Source organism: Nocardia sp. NBC_01377 (assembly GCF_045040005.1).
Lineage (GTDB): Bacteria > Actinomycetota > Actinomycetes > Mycobacteriales > Mycobacteriaceae > Nocardia > Nocardia noduli.
Window position 1 is genome coordinate 3868082 of sequence record NZ_CP109566.1, and the last position, 25922, is coordinate 3894003.

The 25922-nt window shown below is 67.2% G+C and carries 23 protein-coding genes; 9 read left to right on the forward strand and 14 right to left on the reverse strand.

The genetic code is table 11. From position 1 onward, the window contains the following. Positions 1 to 91: 91 nt before the first annotated feature. The 5 genes from OG225_RS17835 to OG225_RS17855 form a co-directional block, all read right to left on the reverse strand. A complete protein-coding gene (locus tag OG225_RS17835) occupies positions 92 to 664 on the reverse strand; it encodes an LLM class flavin-dependent oxidoreductase (RefSeq protein ID WP_405182691.1) in 573 nt (190 codons plus the stop codon). Continuing rightward, positions 595 to 831, reverse strand: a complete 237-nt coding sequence (locus OG225_RS17840; RefSeq protein WP_405182692.1) for a hypothetical protein — start codon at positions 829 to 831, stop codon at positions 595 to 597. Before OG225_RS17840 ends, OG225_RS17835 begins: the two co-directional genes overlap by 70 nt. Positions 832 to 920: 89 nt before the next feature. Next, the gene (locus tag OG225_RS17845; RefSeq protein ID WP_405182693.1) at positions 921 to 3062 is read right to left on the reverse strand and encodes an acyl-CoA dehydrogenase family protein; all 2142 of its coding nucleotides are present in this window, start codon (positions 3060 to 3062) and stop codon (positions 921 to 923) included. Between the two features lie 41 nt (positions 3063 to 3103). Beyond that, a complete protein-coding gene (locus tag OG225_RS17850; protein WP_405182694.1) occupies positions 3104 to 4249 on the reverse strand; it encodes a thiolase family protein in 1146 nt (381 codons plus the stop codon). Next, positions 4242 to 4700 (reverse strand): Zn-ribbon domain-containing OB-fold protein, encoded by a 459-nt coding sequence (locus tag OG225_RS17855; protein ID WP_405182695.1) that lies wholly within the window; start codon positions 4698 to 4700, stop codon positions 4242 to 4244. The genes OG225_RS17850 and OG225_RS17855 overlap by 8 nt, the downstream gene beginning before the upstream one ends. A 161-nt stretch (positions 4701 to 4861) precedes the next feature. On the opposite strand from OG225_RS17855, the gene OG225_RS17860 reads away from it, so the two are divergent. From OG225_RS17860 to OG225_RS17880, 5 genes are all read left to right on the forward strand, one after another. Further along, entirely contained in the window at positions 4862 to 6022 is a 1161-nt protein-coding gene (locus OG225_RS17860; RefSeq protein WP_405182696.1) for an acyl-CoA dehydrogenase family protein, read from the forward strand. Next, positions 6015 to 6980 carry an acyl-CoA dehydrogenase family protein gene (locus tag OG225_RS17865; RefSeq protein WP_405182697.1) on the forward strand — a complete coding sequence of 322 codons (966 nt, stop codon included), beginning with the start codon at positions 6015 to 6017 and terminating at the stop codon, positions 6978 to 6980. The genes OG225_RS17860 and OG225_RS17865 overlap by 8 nt, the downstream gene beginning before the upstream one ends. Before the next feature lie 56 nt (positions 6981 to 7036). After that, positions 7037 to 8128, forward strand: coding sequence for a helix-turn-helix domain-containing protein (locus OG225_RS17870; protein ID WP_405182698.1), 1092 nt, complete (start codon positions 7037 to 7039; stop codon positions 8126 to 8128). Positions 8129 to 8310: 182 nt separating this feature from the next. After that, complete coding sequence (locus OG225_RS17875) at positions 8311 to 9957, forward strand: flavin-containing monooxygenase (protein ID WP_405182699.1); 1647 nt, start codon at positions 8311 to 8313, stop codon at positions 9955 to 9957. Positions 9958 to 9975: 18 nt separating this feature from the next. Beyond that, positions 9976 to 10974, forward strand: a complete 999-nt coding sequence (locus OG225_RS17880) for an alpha/beta hydrolase (RefSeq protein WP_405182700.1) — start codon at positions 9976 to 9978, stop codon at positions 10972 to 10974. Between the two features lie 125 nt (positions 10975 to 11099). On the opposite strand, the gene OG225_RS17885 is transcribed toward OG225_RS17880, so the two are convergent. The 9 genes from OG225_RS17885 to OG225_RS17925 form a co-directional block, all read right to left on the reverse strand. Further along, positions 11100 to 11855, reverse strand: coding sequence for a TetR/AcrR family transcriptional regulator (locus OG225_RS17885; protein WP_405182701.1), 756 nt, complete (start codon positions 11853 to 11855; stop codon positions 11100 to 11102). A 100-nt stretch (positions 11856 to 11955) separates the two neighbouring features. Continuing rightward, on the reverse strand, positions 11956 to 13131 hold the full coding sequence (locus tag OG225_RS17890; protein ID WP_405182702.1) for an acyl-CoA dehydrogenase family protein: 1176 nt from the start codon (positions 13129 to 13131) through the stop codon (positions 11956 to 11958). A 29-nt stretch (positions 13132 to 13160) separates the two neighbouring features. Beyond that, complete coding sequence (locus OG225_RS17895) at positions 13161 to 14207, reverse strand: acyl-CoA dehydrogenase family protein (RefSeq protein ID WP_405182703.1); 1047 nt, start codon at positions 14205 to 14207, stop codon at positions 13161 to 13163. An 87-nt stretch (positions 14208 to 14294) separates the two neighbouring features. Further along, the gene (locus OG225_RS17900) at positions 14295 to 15026 is read right to left on the reverse strand and encodes an SDR family NAD(P)-dependent oxidoreductase (protein ID WP_405182704.1); all 732 of its coding nucleotides are present in this window, start codon (positions 15024 to 15026) and stop codon (positions 14295 to 14297) included. 119 nt (positions 15027 to 15145) lie between these two features. Beyond that, positions 15146 to 16189 (reverse strand): alpha/beta hydrolase, encoded by a 1044-nt coding sequence (locus OG225_RS17905; RefSeq protein WP_405182705.1) that lies wholly within the window; start codon positions 16187 to 16189, stop codon positions 15146 to 15148. 4 nt (positions 16190 to 16193) lie between these two features. Next, the gene (locus OG225_RS17910) at positions 16194 to 16997 is read right to left on the reverse strand and encodes an enoyl-CoA hydratase (RefSeq protein WP_405183292.1); all 804 of its coding nucleotides are present in this window, start codon (positions 16995 to 16997) and stop codon (positions 16194 to 16196) included. An 82-nt stretch (positions 16998 to 17079) separates the two neighbouring features. Then, the gene (locus tag OG225_RS17915) at positions 17080 to 17865 is read right to left on the reverse strand and encodes a LysR substrate-binding domain-containing protein (protein WP_405182706.1); all 786 of its coding nucleotides are present in this window, start codon (positions 17863 to 17865) and stop codon (positions 17080 to 17082) included. 142 nt (positions 17866 to 18007) lie between these two features. Further along, on the reverse strand, positions 18008 to 18685 hold the full coding sequence (locus OG225_RS17920; RefSeq protein WP_405182707.1) for a TetR/AcrR family transcriptional regulator: 678 nt from the start codon (positions 18683 to 18685) through the stop codon (positions 18008 to 18010). Between the two features lie 468 nt (positions 18686 to 19153). Then, entirely contained in the window at positions 19154 to 19753 is a 600-nt protein-coding gene (locus tag OG225_RS17925; protein WP_405182708.1) for a TetR/AcrR family transcriptional regulator, read from the reverse strand. A gap of 255 nt (positions 19754 to 20008) precedes the next feature. Between OG225_RS17925 and OG225_RS17930 the strand changes: the two genes are divergently transcribed. The 4 genes from OG225_RS17930 to OG225_RS17945 all read left to right on the forward strand — a co-directional run bounded on the left by OG225_RS17930 (position 20009) and on the right by OG225_RS17945 (position 25870). Then, positions 20009 to 20956, forward strand: coding sequence for an SDR family NAD(P)-dependent oxidoreductase (locus tag OG225_RS17930; RefSeq protein ID WP_405182709.1), 948 nt, complete (start codon positions 20009 to 20011; stop codon positions 20954 to 20956). Between the two features lie 78 nt (positions 20957 to 21034). Continuing rightward, positions 21035 to 21808, forward strand: a complete 774-nt coding sequence (locus OG225_RS17935) for a hypothetical protein (RefSeq protein WP_405182710.1) — start codon at positions 21035 to 21037, stop codon at positions 21806 to 21808. Positions 21809 to 22175: 367 nt separating this feature from the next. Continuing rightward, positions 22176 to 23069 carry an LLM class flavin-dependent oxidoreductase gene (locus OG225_RS17940; RefSeq protein WP_405182711.1) on the forward strand — a complete coding sequence of 298 codons (894 nt, stop codon included), beginning with the start codon at positions 22176 to 22178 and terminating at the stop codon, positions 23067 to 23069. A 782-nt stretch (positions 23070 to 23851) separates the two neighbouring features. Continuing rightward, on the forward strand, positions 23852 to 25870 hold the full coding sequence (locus tag OG225_RS17945) for an FAD-dependent oxidoreductase (protein ID WP_405182712.1): 2019 nt from the start codon (positions 23852 to 23854) through the stop codon (positions 25868 to 25870). Positions 25871 to 25922 lie beyond the last annotated feature (52 nt).

A 25922-nucleotide genomic window follows, 5' to 3' on the forward strand; every position in this document is an offset into this window, starting at 1 on the left:
ACGTCAATATCAAAAATTTGACGGGGCGGTGACGAAGGACACAAGCGGCCCTGCTCGGCGCCCCGCCGACCTGCCGCGATCGGGCCACCGTTCAGCACTCGTCGAGAATCTCGCGGAACAGGCGCAGGTCACGGATCGGATCGTCACCGACCGGCTGTACCTGGACGACGGTCACTCCGCGTTCCCGGTAGGCCGCCAGCCGGTCACGCAGATAGCTTCTGTCGCCGATCAACGAGGTGCCCTCGAGCAGCGCGTCGGGGAGTTTCGCCGCCGCTTCGTCCCGCTTGCCGTCCAGGTAGAGGTCCTGCACCTCCCGCGCCTGCGCCTCGAACCCGTACTTGCGGACGACGGTGTTGTAGAAGTTCTTGTCCCGCGCGCCCATACCGCCGACATAGAGGGCCAGATGGTGGCGGTCGAGTTCGCGCTTGTGGGTGACGTCGTCGCCGACTGCCATCGGCCCGCCCGCCACGATCTCGAGGGCCCCGAGTTCGGCCGACCGCTTCGCAGCACCCCGCGCCAGCGCCTCACCCCAGACGGCGTCCGCGCGTTCGGGGATGTAGAGGAACGGCGCCCAGCCCTCGGCCAGTTCGGCGGTCAACTCGGTGTTGGCGGGCCCGAGCGCCGCCACGTAGACCGGAATCCGTTCGCGCAGCGGCGCGTCCACGATCTTGAGCGGTTTGCCGAGCCGAGCCAGCTGATGGCGTCGACTCCGTACGCCTCGGGAACCGCGATGACGTCGACTCCGGCTTCCTCGTAGGTGCGCGCGAGTTGCGCGGTGCGGTCGACGTCCGCGCTCGGCGGAAGCATGACAGCCAGTCGGAGTGCGGGCATCGTAGATCACCTCTGCAGTGGTGCGCAGCCGAATCGCTGCGCGTGGGTCGGGTTCGAGCGCGGTCGTGCCGGAGCGGGCGCGACCGGATTCAGCGAGCGCCGGGCAGCTTCAGCCGTCGTTTGGCGATGATGTTGCGCATCACTTCCGAACTGCCGCCCGAGATCGTCAGGGCACGCGACCACAGCCACGCGTCCTGCAACCGGCGCGCCGCGGCGGCCGCGACCTCGGGCAGGGGCTGATGGGCGGTCGCGAGTTCGACGCCGAAGCGGGCGATGCGGTTGTAGGTCTCGCTGTAGAGGATCTTCGCTATCGGCGCTTCGGCCTCGCCCTCCCGACCCGCCAGCGCGCGGGCGACATGGGCGTCCAGGAAGCTTTTGGCGGCCGCGAACTGGGCGATCGAATCGACGATCCGGGTGGCGATATCCCCCCGGTCGATCAGCCGGATACCGTCCACCGCGACCTGCTCGGCGACTGTGCGCACATCGGCGAGCAACAGTTCCAGTAGCACCACATTCGCGCCGACGGTGAATCGTTCGACTTCGAGGCCGGACATGGCCACCGACCAGCCCCGCCCCACCTCGCCGATGACCTGTTCCGGTGCGAGCACGACACCGTCGAGGAACACGTCGTTGAATTCGTCGGCGCCTCCGATGGTCGGCTTGGGCCTGACCTCGAGGCCGGGCGAATCCATCGGCACGATGAACGCGGTGATGCCGCCGTGGCGCTTCGGCTCCGTCGAGGTGCGCAGCAGCGCGAGACCGAATTGCGCCCAATGGCCGTCGGTGGTCCAGGTCTTCTGACCCGCGAGCACCCAATGGCCATCCTCGCGCCGGGTGGCGCGGGCGGTGATGCCCGCGAGGTCGCTGCCAGCGCCGGGCTCACTGAACAACTGGCACCAGATATCGCGCGCCTCGCGAATGGCGGGCAGATGCCGGTGTTTCTGCTCCTCGGTGCCGAAGTGCAGCAGTACGTGGGTGGCCAGTCCGACCTGGTCGATGGGCCGCGGCGCGCGCGCCCTGATCAGTTCCTCGGTCAGGATGAGATCCTGCCTCGGTTCCCAGTCGGCGCGCCCGCCCCACTCCCCCGGCAAGGAAGCCCCGAGCAGGCCCTCGTCGTATAGGATTCGGTACCAGTCCCGCAGTGCGCGTTCCTGTTCCGGCGATTCGGGCGCGCGATGGCCTTCGCGCGCCTCGTATGGGCGGTGCCGGGCGATGACCTCGCGCACACGCCGACGGAATCCGGCCGACTCGCCGTCGTCATCGGTCCGCGCGGTGAGCCCGCCCATGAGAGTGGCGACATCGGTGCTGACCGGATGCGCCGCGGCGTTGACCAGCACGCGGCGCATCGCGTGGTGCAGCCGCCACTCCCAGGTGAATCCGATGCCGCCCGCGAGCTGGATGCAGTCGTCGAGTGCCGCGACGCACCGGCGAGCGAGATACCCGTGCACCAGTTCCACGAGCGCCCCGGCGCGCGGTTCCCTGGCCGCGAGCGCGGCGGCCGCGCTGTCGAGCAGAGCCTGGCCTGCCTCGACCAGAACCGCCAGATCGGCCAGCCGGTGCGCGATCACCTGAAAACTCGCGAGCGGCTGCCCGAAGGCGTCGCGGCCGGTCAGATAGTCGGTGAGCAATTCGACACTGCCCGCGAGCGCGCCGACACTGTCGGCGCCCAGCAGCAGGACCAGCGCGGCGCGCAGCCCTGGAGCCGGATCCGCACCGACCGCGACCGTGCTCGCGCCTTCGACGGTGACGAGTGCGAGATCCCGGGTGGTGTCGAGACCGTCTGCCACCGCCTCGACCGTGAGCGTCGCGGCGTCGGGCACCACGACCAGACCGGACGCGGTGGAGACGAGCAGAGTCGCGGGCTCGGCACTGCCGACCGCGACCACCTTGCCCGCGAGCCCGGCCGCCGCGCCGGACAGCGCGACCTCGGTCCGCCCGGCCAGCAACTCGGCCACCCGCGCGGATTCCCGCCCGGTCGCGGCGAGCGCCGCCGCCGTCACCGCCGCGAAGGCCCACGGTGCCCGGCCCAGCGCCCGGCCGCCTTCCAGCGCGACCGCGCACGCCTCGACGACCCGCCAGCCGTCGCCGCCGCTCGATTCGGGGGTCAACAGCCCGATCAGGCCGAGTTCTCCGAATTGGCCGAGGCCGGCGCTCGATTCGAAGACTTTCCCGGCGGTGGCCTTCAGCAGCTCGAGTTCCTCGCTGTCGAGGGCTTGCGCGGTATCGCTCATGGTTCCCGTTGTTCCTTCTGTGTTGACTTCGCGCCGTCCGGCTATCGGCTCAGGATCGACACGGCGGCCACCCCTGGCGCGCCGTAGAGCTGGGCCAGCCCCACGTCCGGGGTGCCATCGACCTGTCGGTCACCGGCCCGGCCGCGCATCTGGGTGACCAACTCGTACACCTGCCGCAGTCCCGACGCGCCGACCGGCTCGCCGTTGGCGATCAGGCCGCCGTCGGTGTTCACCGGCAGTGATCCGCTCAGCGCCGTGACACCGCGGGCGATGAGATCGTTCTGTTCGCCGTCGGCGCAGAGCCCGACCTCGGCCATGTGGATGACCTCGGCGCCCGCGTCGGTGTCCTGCAACTGAGCGATCTTCACATCCTCGGGCGCGACGCCCGCGAGTTCGAACGCCGCGCGCGCCGCGTCGACGGTCGGCGCCGGAATGTCGTCGGAGGAGGTCGCCGGGGTGTGCACCTCGTACGCACCGAAACGTCGCGTACGGGTCACGACGCTGCGCAGGAAGATCGGCGTATCGGTGTACTCGTGCGCGATCGAGGCGTCGCAGACGACCGCGGCCGCCGCGCCCTCGTCGGGGCTACAGAACATGTACTGGGTCAGCGGATGATTGATCATCCGCGATTCCAGGATCTCTTGCACGCTCAACGGCTTGCGCCGGTGTGCGTTCGGGTTGAGCACACCGTTGCGGTAGTTCTTGGCCGCCACCGCGGCCAGCGTCTCGGCGGTGATGGCGTGATCGTGCATGTAGCGGTTGATCTTCATGCCGAAGAACTTCGTGGTCAGGAAGAGCCCGAGTTCGCCGTACCAGTCCGGGCAGCCGTAGTCGGTAGGGTCGGAGGTGAACGCGCCGCCCTCGTGCTTGTCGAGTCCGACGACCAGACCCAGCTGGTGCTCACCCAGTTTTATGGTCTGGCTGGCGACCGAGAGCGCGCTGCCCGCCGTGGCGCAGCCGTTGTAGACGTTGGTGAACGGTATGCCGGTCACGCCCAGTTGGGCGACCACCGCGTCGGGCTGGTCCACCTCGAAACTTCCGCCCACCGCGAATTGGATCTGCGGCCAACTCACCCCGGCGTCGGCCAGTGCGGCGCGCGCCGCGTACGCGCCCATCTCCAGCGCGGGCTTGCCCGGGAAGCGGCCGAACGGGTGCAGACCGACACCGATGATCGCGACGTCAGACATGGACGACCTCCGAGGTCTTCGCGGCGATGGCCGCGGGTTCGAATGCGAATGTGACGACTTCCGCCCCGGTCTCGTCGGTGCGGAACGGGATCACCGTGAGACGCAGCGGCATCCCGATCGCGAGATCCGCCTCGGCGACCCCGGTCAGCAGGCTTTCGACCCGAATCGAGCCGCCGATCTCGACGAGCCCGACGTACCAGACCTCGTTGTCCGCGCCGAGCAGAGTGCCCGAGAACGGCGCCTTGGGCCGGAAGCCCTGTGACGTCCAGGACCACAGCACCCCTTCGCGTTCCAGGGTCGTCCGCTCGATGGCGGTGCCGCCGCAGCGCGGGCAGCTGTCGCGCAGCGGGAACGCGAGGGTGTCACACGCGGAGCAACGCCCGGCGAGCAACGCGGGGTCGTCGGCAGGCCAGGTGAACAGATCCTCGGCAATGGGTTTCCGGCTCTCCATGAGCGCCCTTTCTCACCGATGCAGGTCATCGCGCCATCCGGAACAACCGTCCGCGGTGACGCCGAAGTGTCGGCGCTCGCCCGTCTTGTGCAAGTACCGGCCCAAATTCTACACTGACGTCGAAATCAATGAAGGTGTCGCTGCGAACTCGTGGAGGATTCTTGGATACCGATGGCCACGGCGCCCACGGACGCGAATCGGGCCTCCGTGATTTCGTCGGCCGGTTCCGCGGCTGGATGGCGGCCAACGAGGCCGAGCTCGCACCGCTGCTGCCCGCACACGCGGACTACGACCTTCGGGTCGAGACAGCCAAGCGTCTGCGGAAGATGCTGTTCGACGCGGAGTGGGGTCGCGTCGGCTGGCCCGAAGCGGCCGGTGGGCTCGGCGGCACGATCCTGCACCGCGCGGCGATGCACGACGAACTCTTCCGCGCCGGCTGGGGCGGCCCGACCATCTTCGAGCACCTCGAGATCGTGGCCCCGACCCTGGTGCGCTACGCCGACCCGGATTTCGTGCGCGCCGTGCTGCCACGCTTCCTCGACGGCAGCCAGCCGTGGGCACAGGGCTTCTCCGAACCGGAAGCGGGTTCCGACCTCGCCGGATTGCGGACCCGCGCGGAATTCGACGGCACCGACTGGATCGTCAACGGCGCCAAGATCTGGACGAGCTGGGCGAAGTACGCGCGCTGGTGCCTTGCGCTGGTGCGCACCGGAACCACCGAGCAGCGCCACCGCGGGCTGACCATGATCGCCATCGACCTCCGCTCGCCGGGTGTGACGCCGCGCCCGATCCGCCAGGCCAACGGCACCGACGAACTCGGCGAAGTGGCCTTCGAGGATGTGCGGGTGCCGCCGGATCGGATCATCGGCGAGGTCGGGGGCGGTTGGAAGGCCGCGATGTACCTGCTGGCCCACGAGCGGGGGACGCTGTCCTGGGTCCGGCACTGCGGATTCCGCGAGAATCTGACGGCGGCCGCGAAAGCGATGAACGACAGCAGCGACCGGCAGGTCGGCGAGGCCGCGCTGCACCTGCTCGGCGTCCGGGCCACCGCGATCAACCTGCTCGCCCGCGAAGCGCTGGACGTGGAGCTGGGACCGGATTCGGCGTTCAACAAGCTCCTCACCACCCGCACCGAACAGACGGTGTACAACGTCCTGCGCGATATCGACAGCGCGCGAGTCGCGTTTCCGCTCGACTCCGAGACCGACCCGGTACTCCAGCAGGAGTACCTGTTCTCACGGATCGTCACCGTCTATGGAGGATCCCAGCAGATGCAATTGATGACCATCGCGCGCCACGTCCTGGGGCTCCGCGATGCTTGAGATACTGCGTCCGGCCGAATACGCCGACTTCCGCTCGGCGGCGCTGTCGATTTTCGGCCGCCTCGACGGCGACGCGGCCGTCGAGGCGTTCGGCTTGGACGACCTGCTCACACCGTCTGCCGATCTGGACGATCCGCGTCCGGTCCTGGCTTTCCTGGAAGCCCAGGGCTATCACGGCGCCCGCACCGATGTGCTCGGCCGATTCGCGCTGACCGGTCCGCTGCCGCCCTGGGGCGCCCTCCCCGCCCAGCGCCGTGTCCTGGCCGGATTCACCGTGGACACCACGCGATTCGCGATTCCCGGACCGATACCGGGCTCCGATGCGGTACTCGACATCCCCGGCGCCGGAGTGGTCGTCGTCGCCGATCCGCTCGCGGCCGGGCGGGCGGCCGACGAAGCCGACGACTACCTCACGGTGATCGATCCCACCACCGCGCCGACCACGGTGCTCGCGACCGAACCGCTGGTGAACGACTTCCGCGCGGATCTACTGGCACGCACGCATCTCGGCATCGCCGCCGAGATCCTCGGTGTCTGCGATCGGCTGCTCGATGACGCGGTCGCCTATGCCGGCACCCGCCGCCAGTTCGGCCGGACCATCGGCAGCTATCAGGCCGTTCAGCACATCCTCGCCTGGGCGGCGGCCGAGCGATACCAACTGGCCTGCCTGTTCGATCACGCGACCGCGCTCGCGAGCGCGGGCACACTCGATCCCGCACTCGCACGCGCGGTCAAGGCGATGGCAGGCCGAGTCGGGCACGCGATCGTGCAGGCGGCCACCCAGGCGACCGGCGCGATCAGCTTCACGTGGGAATACTCGGTGAACCGCTTGCACCGCCGGGTGCTGACCCTGGACGCGGTCGCGGGCTCCTCCGCCGACCTGATCGCCGCCATCGGGCGCGAGATCCGTTCCGGCGACGAATACCCGGAGCTGTTGGATCTGGCGGATCTGACATGACCGTGAGCGCCGGTTCCGCCATCGCGGCGGGTGCGCGGGCGTAGCGTGTGGGCAATGTGCTCGCGACGGACCGATCCGCACCGTTGACCGGGGACGACGTCGACCGGGCAGCTGATCTCGACCGCGCTCTGGACACACTCGACGAGCTCATCGAGTCCGGTCTCGACCTGCCCGCTCTGCTCGATCGTTGCGCGGAGATGTTCGGATGCCGAGTCGGGGTGGACAGCGCCGAGGGGACGTCACCACCCGCCGATACGGCGGTCCACGACAGACTGCTTCCCGACGGCACCAGGGTGTGGATGGCGCCGGCCGGATCGGCGTATCCCGCCGCCTTCGACGGCGACGCGGCGGCGACGCGGCGACTGCGGCTGCTGCGGCGTCTGGGTATCGCGGTGCGGGCGTCCGCCCAGCACGACGACCGCACTCGTGCCCGCACCAACGATCTGCGCGCGATCGTGGATCCGCGTCTTTCCGATCAGGATCGCCGTTCCGCTCAGCGCAGGCTCGGACTCGCCGGAGCCACCGTCACAGTGCTCGCCCTGGCGGGTCCGGACGACGATATCGAGACCATGCTCGGCCAACTGCGCACCCGATCGGCGGCGGTCCACCACCTCACCGACGACCGGGTGCACCTGGTGCTCGCCAAGGAATTGCGCACGCCGCGCGGTCTGGACATCCCCGAAGGAGTTCGCTGCGCCTACTCCCCCGCCGGACCGATCGACCTTGCCCCGGCGGCATGGCGCCGGGCCCGCAGCGCGCTGCGGTTCGCCATGCCGAGCAACCATTCGAGCGGGCCGTATCTGCTGGAGGAGGCCGTCATGCTCGACTCGGCGCGCGTCGGCCCCTACGGCATTCTCGCCGAGCAGCTCACCGCCGATCAGATCGCACGGGTCGAGGACGTGCAGCGGCTCGACAAGTTGTACCAAGACGCCGGCCCCGAGATGCTGCACACCCTGCTCGCGGTGGCGGCGACCGAATCGCTGCGGCAGGCGGCGCGGGTGGTGCACATGCATCACAACTCGGTCACCTATCGGGTGCAGCGCGCCGAGAAAGTGCTCGGATTCAGCTGCACCCAGCCCTACGGGCGGGCACGTCTGATGTTCGTGCTCACCCTGCATCGCATCATGGATTCCTGGCGGCAGTTCTGACCGTGCCCGCACACGGGAACGGTAGCCATTTGGCGCGCAACGCGCGCTAGTTGACCGATGCCTCACGACGCGCACCCTGCCAGCATGGGCTGGAGGGGGCGCGAATCGGCAGTCCGCGAGACTCGGACGTCGATCGGCCGATCCAGGTGACGCGCCCCCGAGAGCAGAAGGGAGTCATCGGCATGTCGGACATCCAGCGGTGCGACGCTATCGTGATCGGCGCCGGTTTCGCGGGCATGTACGCGCTGCGTCGTTTCCGGGACGATCTGGGAATGCGGGTACGGGTCTTCGAGCGCGGCACCGACGTCGGCGGTACGTGGTATTGGAATCGCTATCCAGGCGCCCGATGCGATGTCGAGTCGATGTTCTACTCGTATTCCTTCTCCGAGGACCTGGAGAAGGAATGGGAGTGGTCGGAACTTTTCCCCGCGCAGCCCGAGATCCTCGCCTACGCCAACCATGTGGCCGATCGCTTCGATCTACGCAAGGACATCTCGTTCGAAACCTCGGTGGAATCCGCCGATTTCGATGACGACACCACCGAGTGGACGGTCACGACCGATCGCGGCGAGCGGGTCACCGCGCCCTATCTGATCACAGCGGTCGGCTGTCTGTCCGCCTCACGCGTTCCGCCGTTCCCCGGTCTCGACACCTTCGCGGGTCAGACCTATCACACCGGGCAGTGGCCGCACGATGGCGTCGATTTCACCGACAAGAGGGTCGCGGTCATCGGCACCGGATCGTCCGGAATCCAGGCGATTCCGATGATCGCGCAGCAGGCCGCCCAGCTCACGGTCTTCCAGCGGACCCCCTCGTTCTCGCTGCCCGCGCGCAACCGTCCGCTGGCGGCCGAGGAGATCGCCGAGTTCAAGGCCAATTTCCGGGAGCGCCGTGCCGCGGCACGGGTCGCGCCGTCCGGCGTACCCGGAATTCCGGCGGTCGGCAGTGTGTTCTCGGTGGACGACCAACGGCGCGCCGACGTCATGACCGAGCGCTGGAACCGGGGCGGTACCTCCTTCCTGAGCGCGTTCAACGACACCCTGCGTAATTCCGAGGCCAATGAATTCTCCGCGGACTACGTCCGGGAACGGATTCGCGAGATCGTCGCCGACCCCGACACTGCCGAGAAACTCGTCCCGCGCGACTATCCGATCGGCGCGAAGCGCATCTGCCTGGACACCGACTATTTCGCCACCTACAACAGGGACAATGTGGATCTGGTCAGTGTGCGGGAGACTCCGATCGAGGAGATCACCCCGCGCGGGTTGCGCGTCGGCGACACCGAGTACGAGGTCGACATCATCGTCTTCGCCACCGGGTACGACGCGATGACCGGACCGCTCAACGCGATCGATATCCGCGGCGGCGGCGGCAGGCTGCTGCGCGACAAATGGGCGGCCGGGCCGCGCACCTATCTCGGAATCGCGACGGCGGGTTTCCCGAACCTCTTCATGCTGACCGCCCCCGGCAGCCCGTCGGTGCTGGTCAACATGATCATCTCCATCGAACAGCACGTCGACTGGGTCACCGATCTGCTCGTTCATCTGCGTGAGCAGGGATATTCGCGGGTCGAGGCGGTGCCCGAGGACGAGGACAAGTGGGTCGAGCACGTCAACCAGGTGGCCTCGTACACGCTGTACCCGGAGGCGAACTCGTGGTATCTGGGGGCGAACATCCCCGGAAAGCCGCGCGTGTTCATGCCCTATGTCGGAGGTGCGGGTCCGTACCGCAAGATCTGTGACGACGTCGCCGCCGACAGCTATCGGGGTTTCGTACTCACCGAGCCCGCGACGGCGTCCGACGCCGTCGACGCATCCGTGTCCCGATAGCCCCGCAGACAGGATTCGATGATGAGTTCCACCGCGCCGAAGAGCAGCCACCACCTGCTCGACCCCGAGATCGCGCCCGTCCTGGCCGCCTTTCCGCCCTTCCAGCTCAGCTCGCGGACCCTACAGGCCATCCGCGACCAGATGCGCGCACGGCCGACTCCCGATGGCGACGCCCTGTTCCCGGCGGTGGCTCGGACCGAGCGCCACGTGCCCGGATTCGACGGCGCCCCCGAGGTCCGCGTGCTGCACTACGAACCGCGGGAGCGCACCGCCGAGGTTCCCGCGCTGATCTGGCACCACGGTGGCGGCTATGTCATCGGTAGCGCCGAGGACGACGATCTGCTGTGCCGCCAGATCGCCACGGAGACATCGGCGATCGTCGTCTCCGTGGACTACCGCCTGGCGCCGGAATGCCCCGCACCCGGCCCGCTGCACGATGGTTACGCCGTGCTGCGCTGGGTGGCCGGCAATGCCGGGGACCTGGGTGTCGATCCCGCCCGGATCGCGGTCGGGGGCCAATCGGCGGGTGGTGGACTGGCCGCGGCCCTGGCGATCCTGGCCAGGGACAAGGGCGAGATCCCGGTGTCCTTCCAGCTGCTGATCTACCCGATGCTCGATGACCGCACCGCGACCACGGCCGCGCCGCACGCGCGTACGGGCGATTTCGTCTGGCACGCCTCCGACAACATCTACGGCTGGACGTCCTATCTCGGGCACGACCCCGGCGGCGACGACGTGTCACCCTACGCGGCTCCCGCTCGGGTGCCCGACATCACCGGACTGCCCCCGGCGTTCATCTGCGTCGGCGCGCTGGATCTGTTCGTCGGCGAGGACATCACCTACGCGAAACGGCTACTGGAACAGGGTATTCCGACCGAACTGCACGTCCATCCCGGCGGGCCTCACGGCTACAACATGGTGCCGGGGAGCCGACTGGCGACCACCCATGTGCGCGACCTGATCGGGGCCATCGGCAGGCACTTCGCCGACATCCGAACGCCGGCGCCGGTCCGATGAGACTCCGGCGCGCGGCGTCCGGCCGGCCGGTGGTGATCCAGGCCGGACCACCCCAGCTCTCGCACTCGATGATCCGCGGACTGTAGCTCGCTGTCTGCGGGACCGGGACGGCGGCGCGGAATCTGTCACCGCGCCGCCGTGGCGGAATCATCACCCCGCGTCGATGTGCCCGGGCGTGCGCTGAAGGTGTCGAAGACGAACTCGAGGAACTCCGCGGTATCGCTCGGCCACCCCTGTTCGCCGGAGGTCTTGGCGATCGTCGTCACCAGGATGAACGAGGAGACCACCGCGAAGTACAGCCGCGCCAACGCGATCGGCGAACCGGGCCGCAGCGTGCCGTCCGCTTGGCCCGTCTCGATGACCTCGGAGATATAGTCCAGGACGCGCTGCTGATAGCCGACCCACGCCTCCGGAATCTCCGTCCCGCGAATCCTGGCCATACGCGAGATCTCCGCCGACAGCGCGCCCCACGCGGGATGGCTCAACGCGTGCGATATCTGCAATTCGGCCAGCGCGACGAGGCGCTCGTCGGCCGCCACGTCCTCGGGAACCAGGTTGCGGATCGACTCGAGCGCGATACTGCGCCGCATCAGCACCTGACCGTACAGATCGTCCTTGCTGTCGAAGAAGGTGTAGATCGAGCCCACCGAGAACTCGCACTGGAGCGCGACGTCCTTCAAACCGGTGTTGTGGTAGCCGCGTTCGGCGAAGAGTTCCTCGGCGGTATCGAGGATCTGCTCGCGCGACATATCCATGCGCTGCTGCCTGCGAAGTTCACGCGGACTGGGCGCAGACTCCGCCGCACCGCCCTCGACGCCGCCCGTGGAGCCGTCGCCCCCGTCGACCTCGCGATGCTCGGTGTCCGTCTTCGCCTTCGCCATCACCGCTCCTCTCACCGACACAGCACTCACCCGCTCGAGCGAACGAATCATCACACACGGATTTGAACGGCCGGTCGACGCGGTCAGCCCATCATACGATTCAGTCGAGTTTGGGCGGGCGCGGCAACCCCAGGGTGTGCTGCGCGACGATGTTTCGAGCGATGTCGGTCGTGCCACCGTAGATGGCGGTGCCCTGCGCGTACCGATGCGCCCACTCGAAGATGCCGCCTTCCAGCGCACCCGCGCCGTCGTGGGACAGTATCGCCTCGGCGCCGATCATATCCAGCAGTTCCGCGCTGCGCTGCACGAGGCGATCGGAACCGAGAATTCGGCCCATCGAGCCCGGCGCGGCGCGGATGATCTCGAGGTCGATCACGATCTCCGAGAGCAGGGCGCGAACTCGCGGATCGTCGAACGGCACGGTGCCGTCCACCCCTGGCGTCCTGGCCCATCTGGTCGCGTGCCACAGCAGCGACCGCAGCGGCTTGGCGTACACCATGCCACCGCTGATCTCGTTGAGTCCGGTCGCCTCGTACTGGCCGTGCTCCTGCTTCAGCGCTATGGACAGCGTTCCCCAGCCCCCGTTCACCGGACCGAGTCGATGATCGTCATCGATACGGACGTCGTCGTAGAACACCGCGTTGGTGCGTTCTCCGCCGACGGTGTGGATCGGGCGGATCTCGACACCGGATATGTCGAGCGGCACCAGGAAGAGCGTGATGCCACGATGTTTGGGAACGTCGGGATCGGTGCGGGTGACCAGAATCGTGTACTGGCAGTTGTGCGCCCCGGTCGTGAACATCTTCGCACCGTTGACGACCCACCCGCCGTCCTCGGTGCGCTGCGCCCGGGTGCGGACCGCGGCGAGATCCGAGCCCCCGTCGGGTTCGGTGTATCCCAGGCACATGCGAATATCGCCCGAGGCGACGCCGGGCAGCACCTTCCGCGTGAGCGCGTCGGATCCCGACGCCTCGACGAGGGTGAGCACCAGGTGGGTGGTGCCGAAGGTGATGTCGGGGACGCCGCGACGCTCCATCTCGAGTTCGAGAATGCGAACGGAGACCGCGTCGAGGCCCGCGCCGCCCTCTTCGGGACGCCAGGTCGGGGTGATCCACCCGCGCTCGCCGAGTGCCTTGTGCAGGGTGTCACTGTAGCCGGAGCCGGACCGCCGCTCCTCGTCGTAGACGGCCTCGGTCGCGTAGGTGTCGTAGAACTCGCTCGCCGAGTCCCAGAGGTCGAGTTGCTCGCGGGTGAGAGCGATCTTTCCGAAATCCATCGTCCTTCTTCCTGAGTACTCGAAGATTCCTACAGCGCCCGCGCGAGCGGAAGCACCGCGCCGACGGCGTGCACCTCTTCGACGAGTGGCCCGGCGATCAGCGGCCAGCCCTTCGCACGCCGGAAATGCAGCGTCATATCCGATTCGGTGGAGAAACCGAAGCCGCCCTGCACGTGGACGCCCACCGTGGACGCCTTGACCGCGGCACGCACCGAGGACACGTAGGCGGCGGGGATCAACTCGGGCGCGGTGCCGGGCTCGTACTCGGCATACCACGCGGCCTTGCGCGTCAGGTTCCGGCTCGCTTGCACCAGGTTCGCCGCGTCGACGATGGAATGGGAAATCGCCTGGAAGGTGCCGATGTACTGTCCGAACGCCTTGCGCGAACTCGCGAATTCGACCGCGAGATCGATCGCCTTCTGCCCCGATCCCGTCAACGCGGCCCCGGTCAGCAGCTTCCACAGCCGGACAGCCCGCCGATAGGCACCGACGGCCGCCGGACCGGAAGCCAGCACCCGCCGTGGCGAACCCGCGAGATCCCACCACGCGACGGGGGACTCACCGAGGTTCGGCTCGGAACGGACGTCATCGGGCGCCTCGACCAGCAGCAGGGAGTCCCCGTCCGATACCAGCGCGGCCTGCGCGATCGCGCCCGCCGGAACGAGTTGGGACGACCGCTCGTGGCTCGGCCGCAGCGCCATCGTCACCATCCGTTCGCCCTCGATCATCGACCGCACGACGTCCCCCGCCTGGATCTCGGCGGCGAGCCTCGCGGCGACGATCGCTTCGACCAAGGGAATCGGGGCCAGGTGCGCGCCGTAGCGCTCCGCCACGAGGACCAGATCGACCACGGTCGCACCATCGCCGCCCTGGGATTCGGGTATCGCCATCGCGACGATGCCCAGTTCCGCGGCCCGACGCCACACCTCCGGGTCGAAGCCGTCGACCGCGGCACGGACGACCTCGCTGGTCGAGACCGACTCGAAGAAGTCACCGAAGGCCTCGCTCACCGCGGATTGCTCCTCGTCCAACGAGTAGTCGTTGCGACGTAGCACGTGCTCTAGGTCGTCTGCCATGGCAAGTCATCCATTTCACTACATCTACAAAAATATGAACTTTGATTCAATCAAATGAAGGGCCGCTTATCCATACCGCGTGCGACCTCAGCCGATCTGGAGGGATTGCCCGCCGTCCACCGTGACCTCGGCACCGGTCATGAACGAGGCTTGTGGGGATATCAGGAAGGCGACCGCGTCGGCGATCTCGCCGGGTTCGGCCAGCCGCTGCCACGGCGAGGAGGCGGCGAGCCGCTGCTGAATCCTCTCATCGAGCATCGGCGTCGCGACCGGCCCGGGGAATACCGCGTTCACCCGGATGCGGTGCGGCGCGAGCTCCGCGGCGGCCACCTGTGTCAAGCCGCGCAACGCCCACTTGGACGCGCCGTAGGCGGCGTGATTCGGGAAGGGCCGCAGTGCCCCGGTACTGCAGGTGTTGACGATGACCGGTTCGGCGGCGACCCGAAGGTGCGGCAGCGCCGCCCGCATGCCCTGGAACGCGCCGAGACAGTTGACCCGCCACAGGTGTTCGAACTGCTCGGAGGTCTCGTTCTCGAGGGGACAGCGATGCAATATGCCGGCGTTGTTGACCAACGCGTTCAATCCCCCGAACCGCTCAACGACGGCATCGATCGCGGCCGCCCACTGCTCCTCGGAGGTCACATCGAGCGACAACGGCAGAATGTCGGCGTCACCGCTCTCGGCGACCGCCGCGGCCAATGCATCCACCCGGATATCGCACGCCGCCACCGCGATTCCGTCGGCGCGCAGCCGTTGCACAATCGCCCAGCCCTGTCCGCCCGCCGCACCGGACACGAGCGCCACCCGTCGATCGGTCATCGTGCCCCTCCCCCGACATCGGTGGCCGGGGGCCTACGGACGGCGACGTGGGCACCGTGTGCCGAGTTGATCACAGTAATTCCTCCTCGAATCGAGACATCGCGATCGTCGTCGACCGGTCAGACCACACGCGGCGACGCCGCCGAGCCCGGATCATCGGATCCGGTGGCGCCTACACCATCGGACCGTTCGTACCCGGACCATGCGTGAAAAGCCCTCGCCAGCACCTGAGCGTGCAGCCGCCGAACTCCGGCGGAGACTTCCCAGTCCGGTGCGACCGAGTCGAATCCGTGGAATGTGCCCGACAGCACGTGCAGATCGGTCGGAACCCGCGCGCGCAGCAGCCGGGTCGCATAATCGATCGCCTCGTCCCGACATGGATCGACCTCGGCGCAAGCGACGAACGCGCTGGGCAGGCCCTCCAGATTGCTGCGGTAGGACGGAACGGAGCGGGCCGATGCCCTGGTGTGCCCGAGATAATGCGCCCAGCCGCGGCCGACCGCCGCCCCGCCCAAGCCGGGGGTGCGCGGAAACGCGCTGCGCGACAGCGTCTCGTCGCAGTCCAGCATCGGATGGTGCAGGATCTGGAGCACGATGCGCGGGCCGTTCGCGTCGAAGACCCGGTGCACGAGTCCGGCGACCAGCGCGGCTCCGGCATCGCGCCCCATGACCGCGAGACGATGTCGATCCAGGCCGAGGTCCTCGGCGTGCTGGAGAACATCGTGGAATGCCGCCTCGACGTCATCGAGGGCCGCCGGGCAGGGGTGCTCCGGGGCCAGCCGGTACTCCACCGATACCACCGCGCACCCGACATCGCGGGCGAGTTCGACGCAGGACGCGTGATCGGTGTCCAGGCTCCCGCTGACGAAGCCGCCGCCGTGCGCGTAGAGCACCACGGGCAGCGGACCGTCGCCCCCGCCCCGGTAGACGCGCAGGCGCAGGGCGTCGCCGAGCGGGCCGACGATACGGCGGTGCTCGATCGCCACTCCGGTCTCGTCGGTCTCCGCGGCCCGCTTCGTCTCGCCGGCTTCGATCGATTTCCGTTCGGCCGCCAGCGAGTCCGAACGGAAGCCGTGGACGGGCAGTGATCGCGCGATCGGGACGAGCGCGGGGTCGAGACGCCGCAGTCCCTGTGGCGGGTCGATGTCGATATTCGAGGTCATCTGATCACTTCGCCGCGATGGACTTCTTCATCCCGGCCAATCCGGCCAGGGCGGGGGATCCTGACTCGGATATGGCGTGACCGTGTCCGAGCGAGTGGACGTCGAAGACGGCCTGCACCGCGGTCGTGAATCCCTGGATGTCGAGGGTCTGGTTGACCGCGCGTTTGGCCATCCGCAGCGCGAAGGGATGCTTCTGGGCGATCTCGGCGGCCAGCTGCCGGGTGGCCGATTCCAATTCGGCGAGCGGAACGACCCGATTGACCATGCCGACCTGCAATGCCTCCGCCGCGGTGATCGGTCGGCCGGTGAACAGGATCTCCTTGGCCAGCCGGGCACCAAGCTCCCAGGTGTGGCCGTGATATTCGACGCCGCCGATGCCCATGGTCACGACCGGATCGGAGAATTTGGCGTTGTCGGCGGCCACGATCAGGTCGCACGGCCACGCCAGCAGCAACCCGCCCGCGATGCAGGCGCCCTGCACGGCCGCGATCGATGGTTTCGGCACATTGCGCCATTTCAGCGAATAGCCGATGTAGTGCTGTGTCTCGTACTCGTAGACTTCCGACACCGTCCACTTCTGCGCGGGGTCGCGGTCGGCAGAAGCGCTCAGATCGTGGCCAGCGGAGAAGTGCTTCCCGTTCCCCCGTAGGACGATGACCCGGACGTCCTGGTCGTCCGCCGCGGCGGTCCAGCATTCGTCGAGGCGACGCAGCAGTTGGGGATTCTGCGCGTTCGCGACCTCGGGACGGTTGAGAGCGATCGTCGCGATCCCGTCCGACACCTCGTAGGTGACCAGTTCCTCGGACATCATGCTCCAATCTGTGACGGTGTCGCCGAGACGGACGGCGCCAAGATCCCCCTTCGGGTGGGAATCCGCCGGTTCGGTTCGGTCATTGTGCGGATTTTGATACGGTATCAACAACAGTATCAGCCGCCGTCACTGGTCCGGCGTGCCGCTCGCCCCGCGTCGGCCGGTTTCCGCAGACACCTGCGCCGACCGCACGGATCCGCTCGCCGCCCGCTCCATCCGCATAGCCGGCGGTTATGGAAACAGTTCTTGGACAGAGTTCGACGGCCCGCGCACCATGATTCGTGTGCCGATCCCGGCACCGGATCCGACCGATGGAGCACCCATGATCATTGACGGAGCCGACCGGAACGGCGGCATCGCGTGCTCGACGTGAGGAGCCGTCAGCTGAAGGCCGTGGGCGGATGGTGGTAACGGTGCGTATCTGACCGCGCTCACCCTCACGACCGGGGCGATGGAACGTCGAAGCGCCCGGCAAAGGCACCGCGAACATGGTTTCCGCGGCCAGATCCGCCGGACCCAGTCGCTCCCGCGCGGTCAGGCGGTGCCCGGCGGGCAACGCGACCACCATCGGTTCGAGCCCGAGCCGATGGAACTTCAGGCGCCGCAACCGCTGGTCCGACGGCAGCCAGATCAGCCCGATATCGGATTCGCCGGACTCGACGCCAGCGCCCTTCTCCGACCAGTCCGCGCGCCGCAGATCCAGCTGCGTATCGGGGTGGACGGCGGCGAAGGTCTCGATGATCCCACCCAGCATTTCCTGGCCGGGCGCGAGCCAGAATCCGAGCGTCGGGTCCGGGCCGAATCGGAGGCCCCGGCGTACGGCACGCCGGGCTTCCCGATCGAACGACCACGCCACGAAGGCCACGGCCGGCTATCCAGGGCAAGCGTCGGTCACCCCACGAACGTTTGAGGGGCCGTGTAGAGGCAACCGTTTACCAGACCTGCGGGTCACCGCGCGGATGACATGGATCGACGCCGACCGTGCGCTCCCGAGCTCGATCCGACCGTCAGGAACCGCCGAAGGCGGCCAGGCAGAAGGCCCAGGCACGCTCGGGCATATCGCCGCCATCCTCTGGCTTGGCGAAGGCGTAGTGATGGAAAACCGACATCAACAGCTTCATCGCCAGCCAGGCATCGGCCGACGGATCATTGGGTTTCAGCAATCCCATCGCGGCCGCCTCGCGCAGATCCCGTTCGATGAGGTCGGCGATCGGCTGCGTCGCCTGCGCTATCTCGTCGGGAAACAGCTGGTGCAGCCGCCAATGCTCGGCCGTGATGAAGCGCTGCGCGACACCGCCGTTATCGTCCACCGCACGCAACACGGACAGAACATAGAAACGCAGGCGTGCCACCGGATCCGGCATGCTGCCGGCCGCGGCCGCGAGTTGCGCGGCGCGTTCACCGATGACGTCCTCGAACACCGCCAGCAGCAGTTGATCCTTGCTGGGAAAATGCCGGTAGAAAGTCTGTAGCGCGATGCCCGCTTCCTTCGACAGCTCCTGCGTGGTGAGGCCGGCCCCTTCGGTCCCCAGAAGTCGGCGCGCGGCATCGACGATTACTTTGGCCTGTTCCACGCTGCGCGCACGCGATCGCTGCACAGAACGGGATCGATCAGCTGCCCGATCGGCCCAATGAGGCGCCGGAGCACTCACGCCGTCGTTTGCCGACGGATTCGATTCGGTCACAGCAAGGACCTCTCATTGCGGACCAGGACACGACCAGCATGCCACAGGCGGTTTCTCGCAGTAACGAGAGTGTCCATCTGCCTCAGCCGGACAAACCGTCGAGACGAGGTAGCGATCGGAACGAAGTCGCGCATCGTCGGCGTAGAGGTTCATCTCCACCGCCAGCGCGGCCGGGCATGCCACGCCCGGAAACGACGTCGTCACGTCCGTGAGTTCGATCCCCGAGCGCCCAACCATGTTTGCCATTGCGCGAACACTTGTTTGATTGGGGACTGTTTCGCCAAGGGTCGGGTGGCCCGGGGTATCTCAACCCCGGGCCACCCGACCGATGAATCCACAGTCCCCGCCGCACAACACGACCCTCGTTCATGATTCGCCCTTCGGTCTGGCGACGGCTCGGCCAGCGGGATCGGGGCACTCCGCTCGTTCACCGATTGGCCACCGACACAAGCCCTTCGTGGACCGAAACTAGAAGCCTGCCCTGGGTGACGGCGCATCGAGGTCGGCCCCGATAGTGCTCACCATGCGGTGCGAGCACTCGAGAAGCGCCGTGCGGAGCTGTGCGTCGTCGAGATCGGAGAGATCGGGGTCCGCCGCGCTGTGAAAAATCCCCGAGACCAGCACCGACACCGCGACCCGGCTCGTCACCCCGGCGTCGGAACCTGCCAAGAGTTCGGAGAGGCGGTCGCCGGCTTCTTTGTAGTCCTGGTGATCTTCGAGCAGGCGACCGACCGCCGGGTCCCCGTAGAAAACCCTGGTTATGTGGCGGTGGCGGACGACGAGCTCGATCACGCCGCTGAACGCGACCGCGCGCCGAGCCTCGTGAGTCGGCAGCGCTTCGGCGATTCTGACGACGCGTTCGATGTCCTCGAACACGGGGCGGATGACCGTCATCGCAATATCGTCCTTGGACTGGAACTGGTAGTACACCGAAGCTTTGCTCACGCCGACACGGTCCGCGATCATCTGCAACGACGTACCGCTGACTCCGCGCTCGGTGTAGAGCGCCAGTGCGGCCTCCAGAACCCGCCCTCGCGCTTGGCCGCGTGGTGACACCGTTTTCGCCAAGTCAACCTTTCGGGGAGGGTCGTTCGATTCGATTCCTTTACCCACCGAGGTGGGCGAGCTTTTCGATCATAGTACCCGCTGATTCTGACCGCCCGACAAAATTTAGTCTGCCGATCGGCTTGATATGAACTAGGTAAACAGTCTACTGTTGCCAAACGTTAGGGTGACTCAAGCCGGTCGCGAAGCCGTGTTGGCGACGCGAACCGTGCAAGCCGAGTCGCGGCCATGGGCAGGACACGTAGGAACAAGCGAGAGATGACGATCATGAGCGCTGAGACAGCAACGGACAGGCTGGAGGGAAGGGTCGCCCTGATCACCGGCGGCGGGCGCGGGGTGGGACGGGCAACCGCACTGGCGATCGGCGCGGCGGGGGCAGCGGTGATGGTCACCGCGCGCTCCGTGGCCGAGATCGAAGAGACCGCATCTCTCATCGAGGCCGCGGGCGGCCGTGCCGTGGCATATCCGGCCGATGTGACCGATCTCGATTCCTTGCGGAAGATGCTGGCTGTCACAGAGTCGGAGCTGGGCAAGCCGACACTGCTGATGAACAACGCCGGTGGCGGTGAGCGCGGCGGCAACGGTCCCTTCGAGACCATCGAGCCCGACGCGATCGTGGCGGGGCTACAGGTCAACCTGATATCCACCATGCTGCTGACTCGGCTCGTGCTGCCCGGCATGCTCGAGCAAGGCGAGGGGCGAATCATCAACGTGGCAAGCGGAGCGGGCATGATGGCAATGCCCTTCCTGGCGCCCTATTGTGTCGGTAAGACCGGCGTCATCCGTTTCAGTGAGGCACTGGCCCTGGAACTTCAAGGCCGCGGCGTCTCGGTCTTCTCGATCACGCCCGGCAACGTACTCACCAACCTGACCGCAGCCCTGTGGCCCGGCCGCGAACAGTTCATCGCCGCGCCGCCGGACGCTTCTCCGTGGGTGTTCCCCCCCGGCCACGCCTTGGAGGATCACGGCTGGTATCCCCCCGAACGCGCCGCCGCCCTGTGCTTGTTCCTCGCGTCCGGCAAGGCCGATGCGCTGTCGGGGAGGTTCTTCTCCGTCCACTACGACGAGGCGGAGATCGCGGCGCAGGCCGAACGCGTGGATCGGGATCAGCTCTACGCATTGCGGTTGACGACCCTCGACGGCATCGAAGAGCCGATCTTCTACAGGGACCCCGCCGAGGTTCGGCGAAGCGGCGCGGTTGGCTGACGCATTTCAACTGTGCTCGATGCATGCCGCATCGAGCACTCGGTCGGCATATTTCATTTCACGAGAAGGTTTGAAGCTATGACCTCGAGCATCCCGAGTTCTCTCGAGCCGGTGCTGAAGAGCCGGTACCCGCACCGCCCTCGAGTACTGTTCGTTCTCCGGCGACGGCCCGGGGCCAGCCCCGAAGCTTTCGAACAAGCGCTGGGCGACTGGCGACGACGATGGGAATTCGGAGTCGCACCCGGCACGATCATCGCCAGGGCGGGCGTGGCGATAGCCGAAATGCAGGACGATCTCGACAAACAATTCCAGGCCTCGGGAGCCGAGGTCACGGCGATCGACGGCTATGTCTCGCTCGATCTCGAGATCTTCGACCCGACACCGGCCGACTTCGAGACGCTGTTCAAAGCCGCGGCAGGTTGCCTGGAGCCGCTGATCGACGTCGTCGACCTGGCAGAGTCGGTCACCCTCGCCGGTGTCGCGAATCTGACCATACCGGGCTTCGCGCCCACGTCGATGATTCTCATCCTCGATCGCGTCCCGGAGCTCTCTGTCGAACAGTACAACGAATGGTGGGTTCGGCACGGCGATGACCACCGCCGCGCCAATCCCGCACAAGTCGGCTACCACCAACTCCACATCGCACCCGAGTTCAATGCCCTGGTGGCCGATTCCACAGGAACAGCCGTGACGGGTCAGTGCGTTATCGACATCATGTACCTGGGACATACGCGTGACGGGTTTCCCGCGGCGGCGGATCCGTCGAGCGGTGATGCCCGCGTGCTCGCCGACGATATCGGCGCACACGTCTCGTTCGCATCAGTAAAGGGCAGCTTCATACGCGAAATCTGATGGGCTCGGCGGGCCGCGCGCGGAGGCCGACGATACGGTCCGCATGGTCGGCCTCCGTAGCCGGGCACGTTGGTCTGGCGGCCGGACCGCGCGCCGTGAACAGGCATTTCCGTGGCTGTGTCGCCGGTACGACAGCGTCAGGGCTTTCTGAGCGGGGATCGGCGTGGTGTCGTCGAGTGGCGGCCCAGCCTGTCCGGCAGTGCGCGCAAGATCGTTCGAAGTTGTCGACCATCAGCGTGTCTGAAGGGTCCTCGATTAAACGATACGTGCCGACCGTGACCTGTCGGAGCTACAAACTGACACTCGCTGACACTCGGGCCGCCGCGATCGGCACCGGGAGCAGTGGACCGAGAGGATCCGGATTCACATGCGTATCGCCATCCATTCCGCAACGACCAACGTCGGATCGGTGGAGGACGTCGTCTCGGAGGTGCGCCGCGCCGCCGAGGACGGGTTGGGCGGGTACTGGGCGCCGATGCTGGGCGGCCAGGACACTCTGACCACGCTGGCTCTCGCTGGTCGCGAGGTCGGTGGGATCGAGTTGGGCACCGCCGTTGTGCCGATGCCGCTGCGCTCGCCGTTCGCCCTCGCCCAGCAGGTACGCACTGTCCAGGAAGTGGTCGGAGGTCGCTTTGTGCTCGGGGTCGGAACCTCGCATGAAAGCCTCACTCGCGACCTGTTCGGGCAGAGCTGGCGTGCGCCGCTCGAGACCGCACGGACGTGTCTGGAGCAGTTGCGGGAAATTCTGTCCGGCACCGGTGCACGCGGCCTAGCGGGTCCGGCGGTCCAGCCGACCGAGATTGTGCTGGGCGCGGTGAACCCGGCCATGATCAGACTGGCGGTGGAACTGGCGGACGGCCTCGTGACCTGGTCGGTGGCGGAGGCGACGATCGGTACCCTGGTGCGGAACGCGGTCAGGGCCGCGGACAGGGAGGGCGCCTTCCGCGTCGTCGTCGCACTACCGCTGTCGGTCACCGACGATCCCGACGGCGTACGGGAGCTGATCCAGGCACGCCTGGGCGGCAACGACCAGCATCCTTCCTATCGTCGAGTACTGGACCGTGAAGGAGTGCGGGGAGTGGCGGAACTCTCGGTCGTCGGCTCGGCCGCGCAGGTGCGCGACCGGATCGCCGGATTCGCGGAGTTGGGCGTGACAGACTTCGCCGCGCACGTCGTCGGGGCGGACCAGGCCGACATCCAGCGGACCCGGGAAGTGCTCGCCGCGCTGTCGAGCGAACATGCCCTCGCCGAACCCCGGTGAGGACCTCCTCGGATCCGCTCCAACAAGATCGGCGGACACTGTCCTGCAATGCCACCTACCGAGCGACGACCCGAGCTGACGCCGGGTGTGCGCGGTGGGTCTGGTCCGATGCGCCAGCGAACCGCCGATCACCGACAATTGGCGAAAACGGGAGTTCTGGCCACGGGTTTCACCTGCCGAACGCCTACCGGCATGATCCGAACCGCTGGCCCTTCGACCGTCAGCGGTTCGGGTTGTGGAGCGTTACGCCCAATATCTTCAGCGGAAGAGCGCCGGCACCGTTCGGTGCCAAGGGACGACGCCGGTCCGACACGTTCGCCGCGAGGTCGGTGTCCACGCGACCGACGCAACGCATCCCGATCAGCGGATAGGTGCGCTCGGCGACCGAGTCGTCTCGGCGCGTCGCCTACCGGGATCGCGCAGAGCCGTACAGCGCCCAGCGGCGCGATCACCTCGCGCGTCATCGAGGTTGCGCCGGTGAGGTCACCCCGGAGCGCTCGTTCTCGTACCTCACTGTAGCCCGACGCATTTCCGGGCGACTTGCCGAAGAGCAAATCGTAGTGTAGTACGGTATCTGTTACCGTATCAACAACTAGACGGCGGTCGCATCACTCGGAGCGGGATGCCACATCGAGGGTGCGACCCCAGATCTCGTTGCGCCCCGCGAGGGAGAACGGGGCGTGCAGTCGTCCCTCATCCACGCGGTATATGGGTGCCGGAACGGAGCGGGATCCGTTCACGGCCCCATGGGCAATAGACGACGATTCCCCGGAAGGGACTCCATGAGCAAGATTTTCGAGCCTTTCGAGGTCGGCGGGCTGCGTTTCAAGAACCGGATCGTGCACGCACCCACCACCTTGAACATGTCGGATCCGCACGGTTACGCCACGCGGCGTCTGGCCGCGGCGTACGGCACGCTGGCGCGCGGCGGATACGCGGCGGTCACAGTTGGCGCTACCTGTGTGCGCCGCGACGGCCTGATCAACGAGCGGATGCTGGGGCTCTACGACGAAGACTATGTGATCGAGTTCCGCGACACCGTCACCGAGATCAAGAACAACGACGCGCTGGCCGGTATCCAGCTGTTCTACGGCGGACTGATTCCCGGTCTCGGGACGACGATTCCGCTGCCGTCGGCCAAGGGCTGGATTCCGGATACGGTCGCCTGGGGTCCCAGCAACAAGTACGTCATCGGCAATCCGAACAGCGACGTCGTCCCGACCGAGGTCTACGAACAGCTCGTCGAGGACTTCGCGCAGGCCGGACGGCGCGCCCGCGAGGCCGGTTTCGACTACCTGTCCTACCATTTCTGTCACGGCTCACTGCCGCACACCAACTTGTCACTGCTGGCAAACCAGGGTCGCACCGACAAGTACGCGGACCATTTCCTGTTCTGCGAGGAGATCCTGCAACGCACCCAGGAACTGTGCGGCCGCGACTTCCCGCTCATTCCCCGGATCTGCGTCGACGAGAACCTCGAGGGCGGCTTCGACACCGAATACTTCGTGCAGAATTTCGCGCCGCGACTCCAGGCACTCGGAGTAGCGGCGCTGGACTGCACCTTCGGATCCATGCTCGGCGCCAAGAGCCGTCGCAGTGATATCGCGTCCAACGAATTCATCGGGCCGGATTTCTACACCCCCGCCGCGGTCAATCTGGACAACATCAAGCATCTGAAGCGACTCCTGCGCGAGCAGAACATCGATATCCCGATCATGGGATCGGCGAATCTGATCACCCCGGACCACCTGCGCACCATGGTCGACGAAGCCGGTGCGGACTTCGCCGCGGTGTGCCGGTTGTCGCTGGACGATCCGGATTTTCCCACGAAGATGCAGACCGGGCGCGAACACGAGATCAGGCTCTCGACACATACCGGCGCGTCCTTGCTGCAAGGCAATATCTTCGGCAAGGGCTGGGCGGGTTCGGCGCAGAATCCCAGCTTCGGCCGGGACGACGAATACCGGATCGTTCCCACCAATCGCCCGCGGAAGGTCGTGATCGTCGGCGGCGGTTCGGGCGGAATGGAATACGCCATCACCGCGAAGCTGATCGGACACGAGGTCGTCGTCCTCGAGAAGTCCGCCACTCTGGGCGGGGCCATGGACTGGGCCGGAAACTATCCGAATATCGAGAACATGCGGATGCTGCGCCACCAGCCCGACTACCACCGCACCATGATGACCGGATACGAGGTACCGGTGCGGCTGGGTGTGGAGGCGACCGCCGAGCTGATCCAGGCCGAACGGCCGGACGTAGTCGTTGTCGCCACCGGCGCGGAAGCGATACTGCCCGACGTCCCGGGACTGGACGACGCCCGCGATTCCGGTTTCGCACTGACCATCGACGAGGTGCTCGCCCGCGAGAACGCGAAGGACCCCGGCTCGTCGGTGGTGATCTGGGGCGCGGGTGAAGGGGCCGAGTTGGCACTGGAGCTGGCGCGGTCCGGGCGTACCGTACGACTGCTCGACCCCGGGCCGGTCTTCCGGCCCGCCAACTACATCGGTTCCCGTGCGCGCGTGATCGTCGGCGCGCTGGCCCGCGAAGGGATCGAGGTCGAGACCGGATCGGCACTCGAGAGCGTGAGCGCGGGTAAGGCGGTGTTCCGTGCCGCCGACGGTGTCACACAGGTCGTCGCGGCCGACTCACTCGTCATCTGCGGCGGACGGCGGCCACGCAACGCCTTGGTCGAACCGCTGCGCAAGGCCGGTCTGGTGGTCCAGGTGATCGGCGACGCGCGCAAGCCGCGTTCGTACGCGAACGCCATCCACGAAGCCGCCTACCTCGCGCGCTATCTCTGACCAGGATCCGTTTCCACCGCCGCCCGAAGGACCAGGACATGACGAAGAAGTT

Bases quoted from the DNA above. Each gene is read 5' to 3' on its own strand.
- OG225_RS17930 (WP_405182709.1), top strand. From the start codon at position 20,009: ATGACGATCATGAGCGCTGAGACAGCAACGGACAGGCTGGAGGGAAGG.
- OG225_RS17940 (WP_405182711.1), top strand. From the start codon at position 22,176: ATGCGTATCGCCATCCATTCCGCAACGACCAACGTCGGATCGGTGGAG.
- OG225_RS17840 (WP_405182692.1), bottom strand. From the start codon at position 831: ATGCCCGCACTCCGACTGGCTGTCATGCTTCCGCCGAGCGCGGACGTC.
- OG225_RS17885 (WP_405182701.1), bottom strand. From the start codon at position 11,855: ATGGCGAAGGCGAAGACGGACACCGAGCATCGCGAGGTCGACGGGGGC.
- OG225_RS17905 (WP_405182705.1), bottom strand. From the start codon at position 16,189: ATGACCTCGAATATCGACATCGACCCGCCACAGGGACTGCGGCGTCTC.
- OG225_RS17850 (WP_405182694.1), bottom strand. From the start codon at position 4,249: ATGTCTGACGTCGCGATCATCGGTGTCGGTCTGCACCCGTTCGGCCGC.
- OG225_RS17875 (WP_405182699.1), top strand. From the start codon at position 8,311: ATGTCGGACATCCAGCGGTGCGACGCTATCGTGATCGGCGCCGGTTTC.
- OG225_RS17890 (WP_405182702.1), bottom strand. From the start codon at position 13,131: ATGGATTTCGGAAAGATCGCTCTCACCCGCGAGCAACTCGACCTCTGG.
- OG225_RS17895 (WP_405182703.1), bottom strand. From the start codon at position 14,207: ATGGCAGACGACCTAGAGCACGTGCTACGTCGCAACGACTACTCGTTG.
- OG225_RS17865 (WP_405182697.1), top strand. From the start codon at position 6,015: ATGCTTGAGATACTGCGTCCGGCCGAATACGCCGACTTCCGCTCGGCG.
- OG225_RS17910 (WP_405183292.1), bottom strand. From the start codon at position 16,997: ATGTCCGAGGAACTGGTCACCTACGAGGTGTCGGACGGGATCGCGACG.
- OG225_RS17935 (WP_405182710.1), top strand. From the start codon at position 21,035: ATGACCTCGAGCATCCCGAGTTCTCTCGAGCCGGTGCTGAAGAGCCGG.
- OG225_RS17900 (WP_405182704.1), bottom strand. From the start codon at position 15,026: ATGACCGATCGACGGGTGGCGCTCGTGTCCGGTGCGGCGGGCGGACAG.
- OG225_RS17845 (WP_405182693.1), bottom strand. From the start codon at position 3,062: ATGAGCGATACCGCGCAAGCCCTCGACAGCGAGGAACTCGAGCTGCTG.
- OG225_RS17880 (WP_405182700.1), top strand. From the start codon at position 9,976: ATGATGAGTTCCACCGCGCCGAAGAGCAGCCACCACCTGCTCGACCCC.
- OG225_RS17855 (WP_405182695.1), bottom strand. From the start codon at position 4,700: ATGGAGAGCCGGAAACCCATTGCCGAGGATCTGTTCACCTGGCCTGCC.
- OG225_RS17945 (WP_405182712.1), top strand. From the start codon at position 23,852: ATGAGCAAGATTTTCGAGCCTTTCGAGGTCGGCGGGCTGCGTTTCAAG.